Source organism: Rhodococcus sp. 06-156-4 (assembly GCF_002259345.1).
GTDB lineage: Bacteria > Actinomycetota > Actinomycetes > Mycobacteriales > Mycobacteriaceae > Rhodococcoides > Rhodococcoides fascians_E.
On the sequence record NZ_NPGB01000018.1, the window covers coordinates 579,613 to 595,489 of the forward strand.

The window sequence follows — 15,877 nt, forward strand, 5'->3', positions numbered from 1 at the left end:
ACGCGTCGGCACTCGGCCACGCCGGTCCCGACACGGACGATGCCGCCCGCTCGACGTGTGTCGAGCGGGCGGCATCGCAGGTGACCGATTTCGTCGACTCACGAGAAGTCGATCAGTTCGCCCCGACCTCGAAGCGTGCGAAACGCACCAGCGTCGCGCCTGCCTCGTCGAGGATGGCCTTCACGGACTTCTTGGAATCCTGGACCGAGGACTGCTCGGTCAGCACGACATCCTTGAAGAATCCGTTGACACGGCCTTCGATGATCTTCGGCAGAGCCTGCTCCGGCTTGCCTTCCTCGCGTGCGGTCTCCTCGGCGATACGACGCTCGGACGCGACGATCTCCTCGGGAACCTCGTCACGCGTGACGTACTTGGCCTTGAGTGCGGCAACCTGCATGGCTGCGCCGCGAGCGGCCTCGGCTGCGGCTTCGCCCTCGCCGGTGTACTCGACGAGAACGCCGACGGCGGGGGGAAGATCTGCGCTGCGCTTGTGCAGGTAGGTGGCCACGGGTCCGTCGAAGGACACGACGCGACGGATCTCGAGCTTCTCACCGATCTTGGCCGAGAGCTCCTGCAGGGCGGTGTCGACGGTCTTGCCGTCCAAGTCGAGTGCCTTCAGCGCGTCGACGTCGGCGGGCTTGCCTTCGGCGGCAACAGCGGCGACGGAATCCGCGAACGCCTGGAACTCCTCGTTCTTCGCGACGAAGTCCGTCTCGGAGTTGATCTCGACGAGGACGCCACCCTTGGCGACGACCAGGCCTTCGGCGGTGGACCGCTCGGCGCGCTTGCCGACGTCCTTCGCGCCCTTGATGCGCAGCTGCTCGACGGCCTTGTCGAAATCTCCGTCGGTCTCGGCGAGTGCGTTCTTGCAGTCCATCATTCCGGAGCCGGTGAGCTCACGGAGCCGCTTGACGTCAGCGGCGGTGTAGTTCGCCATGTTGAGCGAGCCTCCTCGAATGCTGTGGGTATGGGTCGTCACGCGCGAAGGGCCCTGGGCGGGGTGTATCCCCCGGCCCAGGACCCGTTCGATCAAGCCTGTGTTGCAGGTGCTTCCGCAGCAGGCGTCTCGGCCGGAGCCTCGGCAGCTGCTTCCTGCGTAGCCTCGGCAGCGGGCGAAGCCTGAGCGAGCTGCTCGAGCTCCCACTCGGCGAGGGGCTCGCCTGCGCCGACCTCGGGCTTCGCGTCGGTCGAGGTGTTCTGGCCCGCGCGAGCCTGGACACCCTCGGCCACTGCAGAGGCGACGACCTTGGTCAGCAGGGCTGCGGAACGAATTGCATCGTCGTTGCCCGGGATCGGGTAGTCGACGACGTCGGGATCGCAGTTGGTGTCGAGGATCGCGATGACCGGGATCTTCAGCTTGCGAGCCTCACCGACGGCGATGTGCTCCTTGTTGGTGTCGACGATCCAGATGGCCGAGGGAACCTTGGCCATGTCACGGATACCACCGAGGGTGCGGTCCAGCTTGGTCATCTCACGCGTGAGCATGAGGATTTCCTTCTTGGTGCGTCCCTCGAAGCCACCGGTCTGCTCCATCGCCTCGAGCTCCTTGAGGCGGAGAAGGCGCTTGTGGACCGTCTGGAAGTTGGTGAGCATGCCACCGAGCCAGCGCTGGTTGACGTAGGGCATTCCCACGCGGGTCGCCTCGGCGGCGATGGACTCCTGCGCCTGCTTCTTGGTGCCGACGAACAGAACCGTGCCACCGTGAGCGACGGTTTCCTTGACGAACTCGTACGCCTTGTCGATGAAGGTCAGAGTCTGCTGCAAGTCGATGATGTAGATGCCGTTGCGGTCGGTGAAGATGAATCGCTTCATCTTCGGGTTCCAGCGACGGGTCTGGTGTCCGAAGTGTGTGCCGCTGTCGAGCAGCTGCTTCATGGTTACTACAGCCATGGCTGAATAACTCTCTTTCGATTGCCGGTTGACGCAGAGTGCCGTGTGACCTCTGCCCTGGCGACCGCTGGCTGCCGGACCCGCTCGCATCGATGCGGGACCGCCGACAACCGGTTACGAAGTACGTGCCACCGAGGTGGATACTTGCGTTACGCGGACGCGCGAAGTCGACCCGTGCAGGCACAGGTCGCTCACACAGTGTACGACGTCCGCGCCCCTGGTCATAACCGGCCTCCGACGACAGTCGCATACAAGCCTGTGGATGAAGGATTTCGCTATCCACAGGCAGAGCCTCACGGCGTCGGTCGGCGCTGACCTGTCGTGCACGCTGAGGCGATGCGAAAACTCGTCGGTCGTTCAGCGACAACTCTTCTCGTCACCATCGCCCTCGTGGTCGCCGTCCTTCCACCGGTAGGCGCAACGCCGGCCCGTGCCGACGGCACCGGATTCACGTGGCCGCTGGCACCCCGCCCGCACGTGCTCCGCGCGTTCGACCCACCCGAGCACGACTGGCTACCCGGTCACCGGGGTGTCGATCTCGCGGGCGTGGACGGACAGAACGTTCTGGCTGCAGGCGAAGGAACCGTCGTCTTCGCCGGAACCGTCGCGGGCAAGCCCGTGGTGTCGATCGATCACCCGAGTGGCTTGCGGACCACGTACGAGCCGGTACGTGCGGCGACGTCCGCGGGTACCCGGGTCGGACGCGGCGACGTGATCGGGGTTCTGGAAGCAGAACACCCCGGCTGCGATGGAGCATGCCTTCACTGGGGGGTGCGTCGCGGACGCGACTATCTGGATCCGACCGTCCTCGTCGAACGTGCACCCGTTCGACTCAAGCCGCTGACGTCCTAACGCCAGCTCGGTCCGGAATGACGGCCCGACGCAGCGGGGAAATCATCCGCGACCATTGCCGCGAGTTCGACGAAGGCAGCCCTGGTCTGAGGTCGCAACAGATCGAGGTCCACGACAGCGCCCTCGGCCAGGTGCTCGTCGAACGGCACGACGAGCACGGCACGACACCGTTCCAGAAAGTGCTGGGTCAACAAGTTCATGTCGACGGCAGACGAACCGGGACGGACCGAACTGATGACGACGACGGTGCGCTCGACGAGGTGGCCGTACCCGTGCAGCTGCAGCCAATCCAGGGTGGCGGCGGCGCTCCGAGCACCGTCCACGGCCGGTGAAGACACGAGCACGAGCGCGTTGGCGAGCTGAAGCACACCGTTCATCGCCGAGTGCATGATCCCGGTACCGCAATCCGTCAGAATCAGGTTGTAATACACCTGCAGCATCTCGATGACGGACCGGTAGTCCTGCTCGCCGAACATCTCCGACGCGGCAGGATCACGTTCTCCGGCAAGGACTTCCAACCGACTGGGAGCCTGCGACGTGTGTGCACGAATATCCGAGTACCGGCGGATGTTCGGCGCGTCCGCCAACAGATCGCGCACGGTGGACGACGTCTGCCTCGGAACCCTCTCGCCGAGCGTGCCGAAATCCGGATTCGCGTCCACGGCGATCACACAATCCCCGCGGAGCGACGCGAAGGTGGCACCGAGACCCAGCGTGGTGGTCGTCTTGCCGACGCCGCCCTTCAAGGAAAGGAAGGCGATGCGGTAGTCACCGAGCACGGGCTGCCGAATGCGTTCCACCTGGTTGCGGTAGCGCTCCTCGGCAGTCGACTCGCCTGGATTGATGACGCCGCCGGTGAGCCGGTGAACGCCCCGGCGCCACCCGGAGGTGGACGCACGTTTGGGTCGGCGGAGCAAACTGTCTGGGGCGAGATCCTGACTGGTCGGCTGAAAGCGAGGGTCGTGCGGCTGGCCTCCGGGGAACCCACCGCGATCGCGGTCGTCGGAAGTACCGGCCGGGCCCGGCGCCCACGGCGGGGTCCATTCCTCCGGACGCGGGGTGCCCGCGGACGGTCTCGCAGCGGGCGGTCTGTCAGCGGGCGGCGCAGGTGCGTCGGGCTGGGACGGCGACGTGAACCTGGGCGGCGCGGGCTGCCGTTCCGAACCGCGCGGAGTCTGCCAGGGCGGAGCTTGACGTTCCCCGTTCATCGACGTCCCGGTGAACGGAGCCTGGTGAGCGGTGCGTACCGGCTCGACGGGCGTGGTGCTGGGTCGAGCTGCACCGTTCGAGCCGGTCTGGGCACGTATCGACCACGCCGCCGATGCGCCGTGCGTGTGCTCGCGGTCCACGGTCCCCCCGTCTCCACAATCATGGGCATGTTCTGTGTCACTCACGGCAGTGCCGGAAGGACACCGGATATCCGAACACGACATCTCTTCGAGCCCGGAATACTTCGCAAGCGGTCTGTTTCCTACGACGCTACCAAACACTTGCGAATCAGCATGTGGCAGCGCTCACGCGGCGAGCAGGTCACGCCCGCGGATGCGCCCTGTCGTGGACCGCGCGCAGACGGTCGACCGACACGTGGGTGTAGATCTGAGTGGTGGCGAGTGACGAGTGCCCGAGAAGTTCCTGCACCACCCGCAGGTCGGCTCCCCCTTCGAGAAGATGGGTAGCTGCAGAATGCCTCAACCCGTGCGGGGCGAGGTCAGGTGCACCCGGCACGGAGGCCAGGACCTCGTGCACGGCCGTGCGGGCCTGACGCGGATCCAACCGTCCCCCACGACGTCCCAGCAGGAGCGCGCCGCCGGACCGCTCCGTGGCGAGCTCCGGGCGTCCGTGCGCGAGCCACTGGTTCAACGACTCCGCCGCCGGCCCACCGAACGGCGCGGACCGCTCCTTGTCCCCCTTTCCGATCACGCGGACCACCCGACGCTGATCGTCGACGTCACCGATGTCGAGTCCGCAGAGCTCGCTGACGCGGATTCCGGTGGCGTAGAGCAGCTCCACGACGAGCCGGTCCCGCACGGCGATCGGATCGAGTTCCTCGGCTCCGACCTTCGCCCACGACATCGCTTCGTCGGCTTGGTTCTGCTTCAGAACGGACGGAAGATGCCTCCCTGCCCGGGGGGCCGACAGTCGCAGCGCTGGATCCGTGTTCATTCGGCCTGTTCCGACGCACCAGGCCGTGAAGGATTTCGCCGACGACGTCCGTCGAGCCAACGACGTTCTGGCCGCCCCGCTTCGGGCCTGCGAGGCCAGCCAGGATCGAAGCACCTGCAGGTCGAGCCCACTCAGTTCACTCGTCTCGTTCACGCCGACGACGTAGTTCAGCAGCGATTCGGCGTCGCGCAGGTAAGCACGGACCGTGTGCGGCGAACGGTCGCGACCCAGTGTCAGATACTCCGCGTACTCGTCGAGATGGACTCTCAGAGTCGTCGGCAAGGCATCCATACCCGTAAGACTCTCCGCCGCGGCGCCCGTCGGCAAGCGGACGCGCGGGCGTCAGGCAGATGCGCCGGACTCGGCCTGAGCCAACTCGCGCTTCCACTCACGGAACTTCTCTTCGGTCCGTCCTCGACGCCAGTACCCGGAGATCGACGCCCAGTCGGCGGGCACTCCGCGTTCCTTGCGGACGTATCCACGCAGGTTGTGCATCACGGCCTGCGCCTCGCCGTGAATGAAAACCTGGGCGCGGCCCGGCAACCACTCCGTCGATTTCACGGCCTCGATCAGCGGAGCGTTGTCCCCTGCCTTGTCGTCCTCCACCTCGTTGGACGGGGCGCCCCGATGCACCCAGGTGACGTCGACGACGGCCAGCGTCTCGAAGTAGATCTCGTCCTTGCGGTCTGCGACCTCGACGAACACCTTGGCAATCGCGTCCTCGGGAAGCGATTCGACCGCCGCGGCGATCGCCGGGATCGCGGACTCGTCACCGGCGAGTAGGTGCCAGTCCGCCTCGGGCTTCGGACGGTAGGCCCCGTTCGGGCCGTACACACCGATCTGTTCCCCGGGCTGCACGCGTGCTGCCCATGGACCGGCAACACCCTCGTCACCGTGCACGACGAAGTCGATCGCGATCTCGCGCTTCCGAGTGTCGACCGATCTGACCGTGTAGGTCCTGAGCACCTCGTCGTCACCCTGAGCGAAGATCAGCTTGACGTAGGAATCGGTGAAGTCGGTCGGCGTGAATCCGTCGAAGCCCGGGTCGCCGAGGTAGACCCGATGCATGTGGGGCGTCAAGGCCTCGGTACGGAGGACGGTCAGAACAGTTTTCTCGCGTGCCACGTGGTTTCAGCCTTTCCGAGCTGTCTCGTGCGATCGGTGAGTAAGTATTACCTAAATAGGCTACCGGTCCCGACGTCGTCATGGCCGCACCAGCCGGAACCAGCCGGTGTCGTCACTGGAGACGAAACCCTCGAGTTCGAGCAGCGGCAGCACCGATCGCACCTTCGCGACGGGCACGGACGATGCCTCCGACAACTCCTGCGGGGAGCGCGTTCCTGTCGCGGGTAGCGCTTCGTACACCAGCAAGGCGTTGTCGGACAGCGCGTCGAGGTCACGAAACATCGAGGGACGACCTTCTCCGACTTCCCCGGACGGTCCGGCTTCGGCCACGACGTCGTGGGCGTCGGCCACGAGGCGCGCCTCACCTTCGCGAATCATCCGGTGGCACCCCTTGGACGACGCGGAGGTGACGGGTCCTGGCACCGCCAGCACCGGCTTTCCGAGTTTGTGCGCCCAGGCTGCGGTGTTGCGTGCACCGCTCCTCCACCCCGCTTCGACGACGACGACCGCGGATCCGAAAGCAGCGACGATCCGGTTGCGTGAGAGGAAGCGATGGCGAGCCGGGGTAGTACCGGGCCCGTACTCGCTGATGACCGCACCACTGTCGGCGATCCTCTGCAGCAACCTCGAATGCCCCGATGGATAGGCACGGTCAACGCCGCAGGCCAGTACGGCGACCGTTCTGCCGGACACGCCGAGGGCGGCACGATGCGCGGCTGCGTCGATTCCGAACGCGGCACCCGACACGATGGTCCACCCGTCGACGGCAAGATCGCCGGCGATCTCGGCGGTGACGTGTTCCCCGTATGCCGTCGCCGCTCGGGTGCCGACGATCGAGACGGACCGCTCCACGAGCTCGTCGACGGGTGTGGCGCCGAGGACCCACAACGCGCACGGCCCGCACCGATCGGCACCCTCGCCGAGTCCGGCGCCGTCGAACGCCAGCAGTCGCCACATCGGCCATTCCGGATCGTCCGGAGTCACCAATCGTCCACCCAGTGTGTCCATCAGGTCCAGGTCGGCGGCTGCCGTGTCGACGTGCGACCGCACGGCGAGCCGCTCACCCAACGCGCCGCCGACGACCGCCGCTCGAGCCTCCTCGGGTCCGGCGGACAGCGCGAAGTCCAGCAGCGGACGGTGTGGGCCCTGCGCGGCCCGAGACAGGTACGCCCAGGCCAGTTTTCGCGGATCGTGCGTCCTCACGAGATACCCCTGTCCCTGAAATCCAATGCCGCTCCTACTTCTTCCAGGCCCGGCGCGTCGCTCCCCGCGAGATCGCTGAGCGTCCACGACACTCGAAGTGCTCTGTCGGCCCCTCGCGCCGTCAACGATCCGGTGCGCAGGGCGCGTTCGAGAGGTCGCAGCGCGGCGTTGCTCAACCTGAACTTCTGCCGCAGTGCGGGCCCGGGTACCTCGGCGTTGGTCGTCCATCCGAATTCACGCCATCGCTCCGCTGCGGCGTCTCGCGCACCCGTCACACGTGATCGAACCGCGTCGGTCGACTCGCCCACGTCGTCCACCAACGCACCCGTCGCCACCGCCTGCATCGCGATGCGTAGATCCACCCGATCCATCAGAGGCCCGGAAAGTTTTCCCAGATACTTGCGCCGAACCGTGGGTGCGCAGACACAGTCGGCACTTCGGGCGGGCGCACACGGACATGGGTTGGCCGCGAGAATCAGCTGGAACCGTGCAGGGTAACGAGCAACTCCGTCGCGTCGTGCGATCCGGATCTCCCCATCTTCGAGCGGAGTTCGCAGCGCTTCCAACGTCTTGGCGCCCATCTCGGCGCATTCGTCCAGGAACAACACTCCCCTGTGTGCGCGGCTGACGGCGCCGGGTTTGGCCATTCCCGTGCCACCGCCGACCAGCGCACTCACGGTGGTCGTGTGGTGAGGTGCGATGAACGGCGGCGCCGTGATCAGCGGCCGATCCCCCGTCAACGTTCCTGCCACCGAGTGGATTGCCGTGACCTCCAGCGACTCCGCATCGGTCAGCGAAGGGAGGATGCCGGGAAGTCGTTGCGCCAGCATCGTTTTGCCGATACCCGGAGGACCGGTCAGCATGATGTGGTGCGCGCCTGCTGCGGCGACCTCCAGTGCCCACCGTGCCTCCTCCTGCCCCACGACCTCGCTCATGTCCGGGTACACGGCATCGTCGCTCGGCACCGACGGAACACCCCGATCGAGCACCGTCTCGCCGCGGAGCCACGCGACGACCTCGGTCAACGACGACGCGCCCAGAACCTCGATTCCCTCGACCAGACTGGCTTCGGCCAGTGCGGACGACGGTACGACCACCCGTTGCCACCCGGCCCGTTCGACGGCCATGACGGCGGGAAGTACTCCGCGCACACCTCGCAGTCGACCGTCGAGCGCCAACTCCCCGAGAAAGACCGCACTTTCCGAGGATCGCCGTGGTATTTGCTTCGCCGCATCGAGAACCGCCAGAGACAGTGCCAGGTCGTACACGGATCCGACTTTCGGCAGCGTCGCCGGCGACAACGCCAACACCACTCGCGTGTCCGGCCAGGTGGCACCGGAGTTGCTGACCGCGGCCTTCACACGGTCCCTGGATTCGTTCAATGCCGTATCCGGCAGCCCGACGAGGTGAATTCCCGGCAAGCCGCGTCCGATGTCTGCTTCGATCTCGACCACTTGACCGTCCACGCCGCTGACGGCCACCGAGAATGCGCGCCCCAACGCCATCAGAACACCCCGCGCAGATGCGAGACCGCGGGATCACCGTCGTTGCTCATCACGATCGCGACCACATCGAACCGGATACGCACCCACGGGCCGCCGCGTTCGTCGAGCCATGCGAGAGCCAACCGTCTGATTCGCTGCTGTTTGGTGTAGGTCACCGACTCTGCGGGAGTCCCGAATCCGGTACCCGACCTCGTCTTCACCTCGACGAAGACCGTGACGTCCCCGTCACGGGCGACGATGTCGAGTTCACCGTGTCTGCACCGCCAGTTTCGGTCGATCAGCTCCATCCCGTTGTCGACCAAATGCAGCGCGGCCAAGGCCTCACCGCGCGCCCCCAATTCCTGATTCGACACTCGTCCCCCTCGCGGTCGTCGGTTCGCCGAGTGGGCAGAACCTGATGGAACGATGCACGAGGGGACGATCGACGGAACGGTGAATTCCCACGTCGAATTCTGCCCTGTGGAATTCACGAGAACTGTGGATGACGGACGTGCCCGAGACCGAAATACTCGGGATCATGTCGGTCTCGAATGGTAAGGCCGAACGCGACGCCGAACAGTGCCCGGACACGACGATGCCCCCGCTGTTGCACAGCGGGGGCATCCGAAAGACACCAGGTGGTGACGCTAGTGCGCGGCCTCGTACGCAGCCTGAACGTCCTGGCTGATTCGTCCGCGAGCACTCACTTCGTGACCGTTCTCCCGCGCCCAGGCTCGGATGTCCTGAAGATCGGTCTTGGCGCGGGAAGCGGACCCGGATCCCTTACGAGGTTTACGACCGGACACCTTTTCTGCGTGCTCGATCCAGAACGCAAGTTGTTCGTGAAGTTCGTTTGCGTGCTTCAGGTTCAAATCGATCCGGTACTGGTTGCCACCGATTCCGAATTCGATGGTTTCCCCTTGCCCCTCTTTGATGACCGATCCGTCGACATCATCGATCATTTGGACGAGAGTCTTGCGCGCCATGTCCGAACCTCTAACCGTCAAAGGAATATGCTGATCGATTCTTTTTACCACCGTGTATCGCCGGTTTCAAAAGAATGAGTGCGATTCACAGCACGGTGTCAGGAAAGGAGAAATCGAGATCGGCGCGCGTTTTACGCATAGAATTCTTCGATCTGTTGCACCACAACGCAATCCGTCATCGAACGAAACTGCACGCGAGCTAGGGACCGAGTAACTGCCAGGCGACCTGACCTACCACCAAGCACACCGCAGCGACGCCGATCAATTGCGCAACGACCATTACGTTCCGTCGGCGCCGACGGCGGCCGAAGAGGTACACGATCGCCGCGAGCACCAACAACCAGACGGTGACCGACACCGAATGTTCCCGCTACTCGGGCAGCCGGAGGTCCGGCTTTTCGAGTTCCTCGATGTTGACGTCCTTGAACGTGATCACCCGGACGTGCTTGACGAAACGGGCCGGGCGGTACATATCCCACACCCAGGCGTCGGACATACGAAGTTCGAAATAGATCTCACCGTCCGCGTTGTGCGGAATCAGCTCCACCGAATTGGCGAGATAAAAGCGTCGTTCGGTTTCCACGACGTAGTTGAACTGCCCGACGATGTCCCGGTACTCCCGGTACAACGAGAGCTCCATCTCGGTTTCGTACTTTTCGAGATCTTCGGCACTCATCGGTTTTCTCTCATCCTCGTTCTTGCTCGACGTCGAAGGTTCATCATCGCGCACTCCGCTCGTCCAGGTCCATTCGGCCCAGCACGGATGCAACCGCGTCGGCGCCCCTCTTCGCTGCGGACACGTTCGCGTACGACATTCGATGCTCGGCGCACGGGCCGAGCTCGGTCATCGCCGCCGCATGAACCTTCGTGCTGTATCCCTTGTGCACCGCGAAACCATATCCGGGAAACCGCGAATCCATGTCGACCATGACCCGATCGCGGGACACCTTGGCCAGGACGCTTGCCGCGGCGATGCAGGCGGCAGTCGCGTCTCCGCCGATCACCGGAAGCGATGGAGCCGGCAGGCCCGGCACCCGGAACCCGTCGGTCAACACGTAACCGGGAGTCGTTCCCAGACCTGCCACGGCGCGACGCATCCCCTCGATGTTGGCGACGTGGACGCCGATCCGATCGATTTCCTCGGCCTCGATGAACACGACACTCCAGGCGAGGGCCAACCGGGTGATCTTGGGGAACAGTTCCTCGCGGCGTTTCTCGGTCAGCTTCTTCGAATCGTTCAGGTCGGCCAGCGACGCGTACGGTTTGGGGCCCAGGATGCAGGCTGCAACGGTCAGCGGACCCGCACACGCGCCTCGACCCGCCTCGTCGACGCCCGCTACCGGTCCCAGACCGCCTCGATCGAGGGCCGACTCCATCGTCCGTAGGCCCGAGGACCTACGAATGACAGGGCGGGGTGGCCACGGCGGGCGGCCACGCGATCGACTGGTACTGACCATCGGTGCTGTCGGCTCACTGCCCCTGGATGTCCGGGGAGTCCAGGGTCCCCCAGCGCGAGGGCGGAAGTGCGATCAAGAACGCCTTGCCGATGACGTTGTCGACGGGAACCGTGCCCATCAGTTCGTCGGATACGTGAAACCTGGAGTCGGCGGAGTTGCTTCGGTTGTCTCCCATGACCCACAGGTTGCCTTCGGGGACCGTCACCGCGGGGAAACAGCGTCCGGATTTCAATTCGGTGTCACACGTCAACGTCCCTGGTGTGAACGGGAAATCCATTTGTACGTACGGCTCGTCCAACGGTTTGCCGTCGACGAGAACCCGTCCCTGATCATCGCAGCACTCGACTGTTTGGCCACCGGTCGCGATGACTCGCTTGACCAGATCGTTCTCGTCCGGAGCCACTATGCCGATGAGCGAACCCACTTCTTGGGCCCCGCGGACGATCGTGTTGTCCGATCGCGTGGACACGAAGTCGCTGTTCCACGAATCCGGCCCACGGAAGACGACGACATCTCCTGGTTTCGGATCGCCGAAGCGGTAGCCGATCTTCTCCACGACGATCCGGTCCCCGGTGCATCCGGCACAACCGTGCAGCGTCGGCTCCATCGACTCGGACGGAATCAGATACACGCGTGCGATGAATGTCTGCAGCAGAAAACTCAGGACCAGAGCGACCAGAACGAGGATCGGCAGTTCACGCCAGAACGAACGCTGCTTCTTCTTTTCCTTGCGGGGTGCAGTCGGCTCCTCGGAGCGCGACTCGGATCGATCGTGTGGATCCTGCGGGGCATCTGACACCGCACCAGATTAGCCGCACCCGGTTTCCGCGATCGACCGGTACACCGAAAGCACGACAGCCGCACCACCCCTGACGGGGCGATGCGGCTGTCGTGTCAATACGGCCGGACGCGCTTACTTCAGCGCTTTTCCTTGATCTTGGCGGCCTTGCCACGCAGATCGCGGAGGTAGTACAGCTTGGCGCGACGAACGTCACCGCGGGTGAGGACGTCGATCTGCGCGATGTTGGGGCTGTGGACCGGGAAGGTGCGCTCGACACCGACGCCGAACGACACCTTACGAACGGTGAACGTCTCACGAACGCCACCACCCTGGCGGCGAATCACGACGCCCTTGAAGATCTGCACGCGCTCTTTCGAGCCTTCGATAACCTTGACGTGCACGTTGAGCGTGTCGCCGGGGCGGAAGTCAGGAATGTCGCTGCGCAGCGACTGCTTGTCCAAGAAATCCAGAGTGTTCATCGGTGTGGCCATCCTTGCGTTCTTCGCACGAGTAGAGGAACCGAGCGGTACCGCACGTTCGGAAAGAAATCCGACTACACGGAACTCGGCTGGTTCGTACTCCGATTAGGTCTGTGCCTGGTACAGGCAACCCGACCATTGTGCCAGACCGCCGAGGGTAACGCGAAATCGCCTCGGCGACCGCCGGCGGGCGTTTCGGTGTCACTCGGTCGGGGCAGGCGCCGCCTGAACTGTCCGGTCCAGTTCGTCCTCCGTCGCCGCGAGCGCGTGGTCGATGCTGGGCTTTCCTGCCACCAGATCCTGCAGGTAGATCTTCGCGCGAATCGCGGGACGACGAATGGTGCGTTCTCGCCGCAACGAGCGTTCCATCTTCCGGGGTCGGCGGGTGTAACGCCACCGCGCCCACGGCGAGCCCGGCCTGCCCAGACGAAGGGCGCCGACGAACAGGATGGGAGCGAAGAACAACCCGATCAATCCGGTCCAGATCTTCCCCTTCGCCAGCACGACAGCGCACAGTGCGAGATGGGCCAACGCCAGTGCAACGAACCCCGCCCGGACCACCGGGTCGGCGTCCGCGCGGATATCGGCGATGTTCAGCAGCGCAAGCGGGTGAAAACCGAGCAGCAGCAACCCCGTCCCCGCGACGGCGACGAACACGGCGTCGACGGATGCTCGGCCCTGCTCGGACCAGTAGACGTCCTTCAGATAGAACACCAGCGCGAACTCGTCGAGAACGAGTGCAGCGCCCACGCCGAACAGGGCTGCGAGGACGGCTCCCGTCTCCCGAGTGCCGTCCTCGAACACCGCAACGAGCGAGATGCCGGACACGAGCATGAGCACGATCCCGAAGACGACGTGGTGGACGTGCTGGCCCCCGGGAGTGATGTTGCCCGGCCACCACTTCACCTGAGCCCGAATCATCCTGACGCTGAGCCTGATCAGCAGAAACCCGGCGAGGAAGCCGAGAAGGAAGCAGAGCAACGGCAGTCGTCCGTGCGCGACGATCTCGCGATCCAACCAACTCACCGCTGCATCGTGCTCCTCGTGGACGGGCGTGCCACCCGTCGCATGCTACTTACCGAATCCGGCCTTGCGCAGCGCATCGGCCATCGACCCACCGGCAGGCGCGGCGGCCTGCCGTCCACCGCGGTTCTCCCGCCGGGGCTGCTGACGCCGGTCCTGGCCGTCACCACCGCGTGGAGCGCCCGCGCCGCGGGAACCACCACCGCGGGGACCACCGGTGCTGCGCGGCTTGTCCTTCGCGGACGCACCCGGCTCGTCGTCGAGGCGCAGACTCAGCCCGATGCGCTGGCGCGGAATGTCGACCTCCATGACCTTGACCTTCACGACGTCGCCGCTCTTGACGACTTCCCTGGGGTCCTTGACGAAGTTGTGCGACATCGCGGAGACGTGAACGAGCCCGTCCTGATGCACACCGACGTCGACGAATGCTCCGAACGCCGCAACGTTGGTGACCACGCCCTCCAGAGTCATCCCGGGCCGAAGATCCGCGACCTTCTCGATTCCGGCCGCGAAAGTGGCCGTCTTGAATTCGGGGCGCGGGTCACGGCCGGGCTTCTCGAGTTCGGTGATGATGTCGCTGACGGTCGGTATTCCGAACCGGTCGTCGGCGAAGGTCCGTGGGTCCAGTCCGCGGAGCAGCGACGTGTTGCCGATGACCTCGCGTACGCCGACTCCTGCCGAATCGACGATCTTGCGCACCACGGGGTATGCCTCGGGGTGGACACTCGAACGGTCGAGCGGATCGTCCCCGCCGGAGATACGGAGGAAGCCCGCGCACTGCTCGAATGCCTTGGGGCCCAGGCGCGCAACATCCTTCAGTTTGGATCGGCTGGCGAACGGACCGTGTTGATCGCGGTGCGCCACGATACTTTCCGCCAAGGACCCGGCGATGCCGGACACACGGGACAACAGCGGCACCGAAGCCGTGTTGACATCCACACCCACCGCGTTCACCGCGTCTTCGACGACGGCACCGAGCGAGCGCGCGAGAAGGGACTCGGAGATGTCGTGCTGATACTGGCCGACACCGATGGATTTGGGATCGATCTTGACCAGCTCGGCCAGCGGATCCTGGAGACGACGCGCGATCGACACCGCACCGCGGATGGACACGTCGAGTTCGGGAAGCTCGCTCGATGCGTAGGCCGAAGCGGAATAGACCGACGCGCCTGCCTCGGACACGACGATCTTGGTCAGACCTGCCGCCGGGTACTTCGCGATCAGCTCCGCCGCCAACGAATCGGTCTCGCGTGACGCAGTGCCGTTGCCGATGGCGATGAGCTGCACGGAATGTTTGGCCGCCAACGCTGCCAGGGTGGCCAGAGCCTGATCCCACTTGCCCTGCGGCTTGTGCGGATAGATCGTGTCGTAGTCCACGACCTTTCCGGTGGAATCCACGACGGCGACCTTGGTTCCGGTGCGGAACCCCGGGTCGAGCCCCATCGTCGCGCGGTTGCCTGCCGGTGCCGCGAGCAACAGGTCCTTCAGGTTGGAGGCGAACACGTCGACGGCGTCCTTCTCCGCGGACTGACGCAGTCGCATGCGAACGTCGATCGCGAGCGTCACCACGAGCTTGGTTCGCCACGCCCACCGGACGGTGTCGAGCAACCAGCGGTCCGCGAGACGACCACGATCCGCGATGCCGAACTTCGCGGCGATTCGACCTTCGTACACCGTCGGGACGCCGGGGGCCTGCTCCTCCTGCTCGGGTTCGAGGCCGAGCGAGAGCACCTCCTCCTTCTCTCCACGCAGTGCAGCGAGAATGCGGTGCGACGGCAGGGTCGTGAACGGCTCGGAGAATTCGAAGTAATCGGCGAACTTCGCGCCCTCGTCTTCTTTGCCCTTGCGCACCGTCGAGGTCAACTGACCACGGGTCCACATGAGTTCACGAAGCTCACCGACGAGATCGGCGTCCTCGGCGAACCGCTCGACCAGAATGGCCCGTGCACCGTCGAGTTGCTCGGTGTCGAACGACGCAGGATCGGTGTCGGGGTTCGTGATGAGTGCGTCGGCGACCGGTTCGTGGCCGGCTTCGCGAGCGATCTGAGCCTTGGTGCGCCGCTTCGGCTTGAACGGCAGGTAGATGTCTTCGACACGGGCTTTGGTCTCGGCGAGCGTCAACGACTGTTCGAGCGCCTCGTCCAGCTTTCCCTGCGAGCGAATGGACTCGATGACTGCGTCACGACGCTCGTCGAGCTCACGCAGGTAGCGCAGGCGCTCTTCGAGTTGCCGCAGTTGCGCGTCGTCGAGCATGCCGGTGACTTCCTTGCGGTACCGGGCGATGAACGGGACCGTCGATCCGCCGTCGAGAAGGTCCACCGCTGCGGCGACCTGACCCTCGCGGACGTCGAGTTCCTCGGCTATGCGCTTGTTCACAGTTTTCAGAGCAATCGTCACGGCGCACGACCCTACAGCTAGTGTGGGACATGTTGTT

17 protein-coding genes are annotated in these 15,877 nt (G+C 65.0%); 1 reads left to right on the plus strand and 16 read right to left on the minus strand.

Going from position 1 to position 15,877, the window contains the following annotated elements; genetic code table 11:
* Positions 1-112: 112 nt before the first annotated feature.
* Complete coding sequence (tsf, locus tag CH290_RS13490; RefSeq protein WP_033189587.1) at positions 113-937, minus strand: translation elongation factor Ts; 825 nt, start codon at positions 935-937, stop codon at positions 113-115.
* A gap of 92 nt (positions 938-1,029) precedes the next feature.
* The gene (gene rpsB, locus CH290_RS13495; RefSeq protein WP_019664244.1) at positions 1,030-1,890 is read right to left on the minus strand and encodes a 30S ribosomal protein S2; all 861 of its coding nucleotides are present in this window, start codon (positions 1,888-1,890) and stop codon (positions 1,030-1,032) included.
* 336 nt (positions 1,891-2,226) lie between these two features.
* Here rpsB and CH290_RS13500 point away from each other — a divergent pair, with 336 nt between their 5' ends.
* Entirely contained in the window at positions 2,227-2,742 is a 516-nt protein-coding gene (locus CH290_RS13500) for a M23 family metallopeptidase (protein ID WP_020110287.1), read from the plus strand.
* Here the strand turns inward: CH290_RS13500 and CH290_RS13505 are convergent.
* The 14 genes from CH290_RS13505 to CH290_RS13565 all read right to left on the minus strand — a co-directional run bounded on the left by CH290_RS13505 (position 2,739) and on the right by CH290_RS13565 (position 15,840).
* Positions 2,739-4,091 carry a MinD/ParA family ATP-binding protein gene (locus CH290_RS13505; protein WP_033189586.1) on the minus strand — a complete coding sequence of 451 codons (1,353 nt, stop codon included), beginning with the start codon at positions 4,089-4,091 and terminating at the stop codon, positions 2,739-2,741. The genes CH290_RS13500 and CH290_RS13505 overlap by 4 nt on opposite strands.
* 181 nt (positions 4,092-4,272) lie before the next feature.
* A complete protein-coding gene (locus CH290_RS13510) occupies positions 4,273-5,196 on the minus strand; it encodes a tyrosine recombinase XerC (RefSeq protein ID WP_019664247.1) in 924 nt (307 codons plus the stop codon).
* 51 nt (positions 5,197-5,247) lie between these two features.
* Positions 5,248-6,030 (minus strand): siderophore-interacting protein, encoded by a 783-nt coding sequence (locus CH290_RS13515; protein ID WP_019664248.1) that lies wholly within the window; start codon positions 6,028-6,030, stop codon positions 5,248-5,250.
* A 78-nt stretch (positions 6,031-6,108) separates the two neighbouring features.
* The gene (gene dprA, locus CH290_RS13520; protein ID WP_019664249.1) at positions 6,109-7,233 is read right to left on the minus strand and encodes a DNA-processing protein DprA; all 1,125 of its coding nucleotides are present in this window, start codon (positions 7,231-7,233) and stop codon (positions 6,109-6,111) included.
* Positions 7,230-8,738, minus strand: a complete 1,509-nt coding sequence (locus CH290_RS13525) for a YifB family Mg chelatase-like AAA ATPase (RefSeq protein ID WP_019664250.1) — start codon at positions 8,736-8,738, stop codon at positions 7,230-7,232. Before CH290_RS13525 ends, dprA begins: the two co-directional genes overlap by 4 nt.
* Positions 8,738-9,091 (minus strand): YraN family protein, encoded by a 354-nt coding sequence (locus CH290_RS13530; RefSeq protein WP_020110310.1) that lies wholly within the window; start codon positions 9,089-9,091, stop codon positions 8,738-8,740. The genes CH290_RS13525 and CH290_RS13530 overlap by 1 nt, the downstream gene beginning before the upstream one ends.
* A gap of 273 nt (positions 9,092-9,364) precedes the next feature.
* Positions 9,365-9,703 carry a histone-like nucleoid-structuring protein Lsr2 gene (locus CH290_RS13535; protein ID WP_019664252.1) on the minus strand — a complete coding sequence of 113 codons (339 nt, stop codon included), beginning with the start codon at positions 9,701-9,703 and terminating at the stop codon, positions 9,365-9,367.
* Positions 9,704-9,902: 199 nt separating this feature from the next.
* Positions 9,903-10,061: a hypothetical protein gene (locus CH290_RS30270; RefSeq protein WP_019664253.1), complete on the minus strand. Its 159-nt coding sequence runs from the start codon at positions 10,059-10,061 to the stop codon at positions 9,903-9,905.
* A gap of 12 nt (positions 10,062-10,073) precedes the next feature.
* Entirely contained in the window at positions 10,074-10,379 is a 306-nt protein-coding gene (locus CH290_RS13540; RefSeq protein WP_019664254.1) for a DUF2469 domain-containing protein, read from the minus strand.
* A gap of 43 nt (positions 10,380-10,422) precedes the next feature.
* Entirely contained in the window at positions 10,423-11,160 is a 738-nt protein-coding gene (locus CH290_RS13545) for a ribonuclease HII (protein WP_080738245.1), read from the minus strand.
* Between the two features lie 13 nt (positions 11,161-11,173).
* Positions 11,174-11,959, minus strand: a complete 786-nt coding sequence (gene lepB, locus CH290_RS13550) for a signal peptidase I (RefSeq protein WP_019664256.1) — start codon at positions 11,957-11,959, stop codon at positions 11,174-11,176.
* Positions 11,960-12,078: 119 nt separating this feature from the next.
* On the minus strand, positions 12,079-12,420 hold the full coding sequence (gene rplS / locus CH290_RS13555) for a 50S ribosomal protein L19 (RefSeq protein ID WP_026347639.1): 342 nt from the start codon (positions 12,418-12,420) through the stop codon (positions 12,079-12,081).
* A 201-nt stretch (positions 12,421-12,621) separates the two neighbouring features.
* A complete protein-coding gene (locus tag CH290_RS13560) occupies positions 12,622-13,446 on the minus strand; it encodes a hypothetical protein (protein ID WP_441347085.1) in 825 nt (274 codons plus the stop codon).
* Positions 13,447-13,491: 45 nt separating this feature from the next.
* Positions 13,492-15,840, minus strand: a complete 2,349-nt coding sequence (locus CH290_RS13565) for a Tex family protein (RefSeq protein ID WP_033189585.1) — start codon at positions 15,838-15,840, stop codon at positions 13,492-13,494.
* Between the last annotated feature and the right edge of the window lie 37 nt (positions 15,841-15,877).